At 56.9% G+C, this 3,203-nt stretch carries 1 rRNA gene; it reads right to left on the reverse strand.

Annotated elements, in window-relative coordinates:
- Positions 1–21: 21 nt before the first annotated feature.
- Positions 22–3,145, reverse strand: a 23S ribosomal RNA gene (locus tag ABZV34_RS37000).
- Positions 3,146–3,203 lie beyond the last annotated feature (58 nt).

Genomic DNA, 3,203 nt, shown 5'->3' on the forward strand with positions numbered 1-3,203 from the left:
ACACAGTGGACGCGAGCAACTGAGGACAAGCCCTCGGCCTATTAGTACCGGTCACCTCCAGCGGTTACCCGCCTTCCAGATCCGGCCTATCAACCCAGTCGTCTACTGGGAGCCTTAACCCCTCAAAGGGGGTGGGAATACTCATCTCGAAGCAGGCTTCCCGCTTAGATGCTTTCAGCGGTTATCCCTCCCGAACGTAGCCAACCAGCCATGCCCTTGGCAGGACAACTGGCACACCAGAGGTTCGTCCGTCCCGGTCCTCTCGTACTAGGGACAGCCCTTCTCAATATTCCTACGCGCACAGCGGATAGGGACCGAACTGTCTCACGACGTTCTAAACCCAGCTCGCGTACCGCTTTAATGGGCGAACAGCCCAACCCTTGGGACCGACTCCAGCCCCAGGATGCGACGAGCCGACATCGAGGTGCCAAACCATCCCGTCGATATGGACTCTTGGGGAAGATCAGCCTGTTATCCCCGGGGTACCTTTTATCCGTTGAGCGACGGCGCTTCCACAAGCCACCGCCGGATCACTAGTCCCGACTTTCGTCCCTGCTCGACCCGTCGGTCTCACAGTCAAGCTCCCTTGTGCACTTACACTCAACACCTGATTACCAACCAGGCTGAGGGAACCTTTGGGCGCCTCCGTTACTCTTTAGGAGGCAACCGCCCCAGTTAAACTACCCATCAGACACTGTCCCTGATCCGGATCACGGACCCAGGTTAGACATCCAGCACGACCAGACTGGTATTTCAACGACGACTCCACCATGGCTGGCGCCATGACTTCAAAGTCTCCCAGCTATCCTACACAAGCCGAACCGAACACCAATATCAAACTGTAGTAAAGGTCCCGGGGTCTTTCCGTCCTGCTGCGCGAAACGAGCATCTTTACTCGTAGTGCAATTTCACCGGGCCTATGGTTGAGACAGTCGAGAAGTCGTTACGCCATTCGTGCAGGTCGGAACTTACCCGACAAGGAATTTCGCTACCTTAGGATGGTTATAGTTACCACCGCCGTTTACTGGCGCTTAAGTTCTCAGCTTCGCCACCCCGAAGAGTGACTAACCGGTCCCCTTAACGTTCCAGCACCGGGCAGGCGTCAGTCCGTATACATCGCCTTACGGCTTCGCACGGACCTGTGTTTTTAGTAAACAGTCGCTTCTCGCTGGTCTCTGCGGCCACCCCCAGCTCACCGAGTAAATCGGATCACCAGTGATGGCCCCCCTTCTCCCGAAGTTACGGGGGCATTTTGCCGAGTTCCTTAACCATAGTTCACCCGAACGCCTCGGTATTCTCTACCTGACCACCTGAGTCGGTTTAGGGTACGGGCCGCCATGAAACTCGCTAGAGGCTTTTCTCGACAGCATAGGATCATCCACTTCACCACAATCGGCTCGGCATCAGGTCTCAGCCTTAATGCGTGACGGATTTACCTGTCACACGGCCTACACCCTTACCCCGGGACAACCACCGCCCGGGATGGACTACCTTCCTGCGTCACCCCATCACTCACCTACTACAGGTCTGGTCCGTCGGCTCCACCACTCCCCTTTGCCCGAAGGCTCCAGGGCGGCTTCACGGACTTAGCATCGCCTGGTTCAATGTTTGACGCTTCACAGCGGGTACCGGAATATCAACCGGTTATCCATCGACTACGCCTGTCGGCCTCGCCTTAGGTCCCGACTTACCCTGGGCAGATCAGCTTGACCCAGGAACCCTTAGTCAATCGGCGCACACGTTTCTCACGTGTGTATCGCTACTCATGCCTGCATTCTCACTCGTGAACCGTCCACCACTGCCTTCCGGCGCGGCTTCACCCGGCACACGACGCTCCCCTACCCATCACAGCGGGCGTTGGCCCTATTGCTGCAATGACACGACTTCGGCGGTACGCTTGAGCCCCGCTACATTGTCGGCGCGGAATCACTAGACCAGTGAGCTATTACGCACTCTTTCAAGGGTGGCTGCTTCTAAGCCAACCTCCTGGTTGTCTGTGCGACTCCACATCCTTTCCCACTTAGCGTACGCTTAGGGGCCTTAGTCGATGCTCTGGGCTGTTTCCCTCTCGACCATGGAGCTTATCCCCCACAGTCTCACTGCCGCGCTCTCACTTACCGGCATTCGGAGTTTGGCTAAGGTCAGTAACCCGGTAGGGCCCATCGCCTATCCAGTGCTCTACCTCCGGCAAGAAACACACGACGCTGCACCTAAATGCATTTCGGGGAGAACCAGCTATCACGGAGTTTGATTGGCCTTTCACCCCTAACCACAGGTCATCCCCCAGGTTTTCAACCCTGGTGGGTTCGGTCCTCCACGACCTCTTACAGCCGCTTCAACCTGCCCATGGCTAGATCACTCCGCTTCGGGTCTTGAGCGCGCTACTAAATCGCCCTATTCGGACTCGCTTTCGCTACGGCTTCCCCACACGGGTTAACCTCGCAACACACCGCAAACTCGCAGGCTCATTCTTCAAAAGGCACGCAGTCACGACGCACCAAGTAAACTTGATGCGCGACGCTCCCACGGCTTGTAGGCACACGGTTTCAGGTACTATTTCACTCCGCTCCCGCGGTACTTTTCACCATTCCCTCACGGTACTATCCGCTATCGGTCACCAGGGAATATTTAGGCTTAGCGGGTGGTCCCGCCAGATTCACACGGGATTTCTCGGGCCCCGTGCTACTTGGGTGTTTCTCAAACGAGCCGTTGATGTTTCGACTACGGGGGTCTTACCCTCTACGCCGGACCTTTCGCATGTCCTTCGCCTACATCAACGGTTTCTGACTCGTCTCACGGCCGGCAGACCGTGAAAGAGAAATCCCACAACCCCACATACGCAACCCCTGCCGGGTCTCACACGTATATGGTTTGGCCTCATCCAGTTTCGCTCGCCACTACTCCCGGAATCACGGTTGTTTTCTCTTCCTGCGGGTACTGAGATGTTTCACTTCCCCGCGTTCCCTCCACTTGCCCTATGTGTTCAGGCAAGGGTGACAGCCCATGACGACTGCCGGGTTTCCCCATTCGGAAACCCCCGGATCAAAGCCTGGTTGACGGCTCCCCGGGGACTATCGTGGCCTCCCACGTCCTTCATCGGTTCCTGGTGCCAAGGCATCCACCGTGCGCCCTTAAAAACTTGGCCACAGATGCTCGCGTCCACTGTGCAGTTCTCAAACAACGACCAACCACCCATCACCCCG

This window comes from Streptomyces sp. NPDC005195 (assembly GCF_040608315.1).
In the GTDB taxonomy this organism is placed as follows: domain Bacteria; phylum Actinomycetota; class Actinomycetes; order Streptomycetales; family Streptomycetaceae; genus Streptomyces; species Streptomyces kaempferi.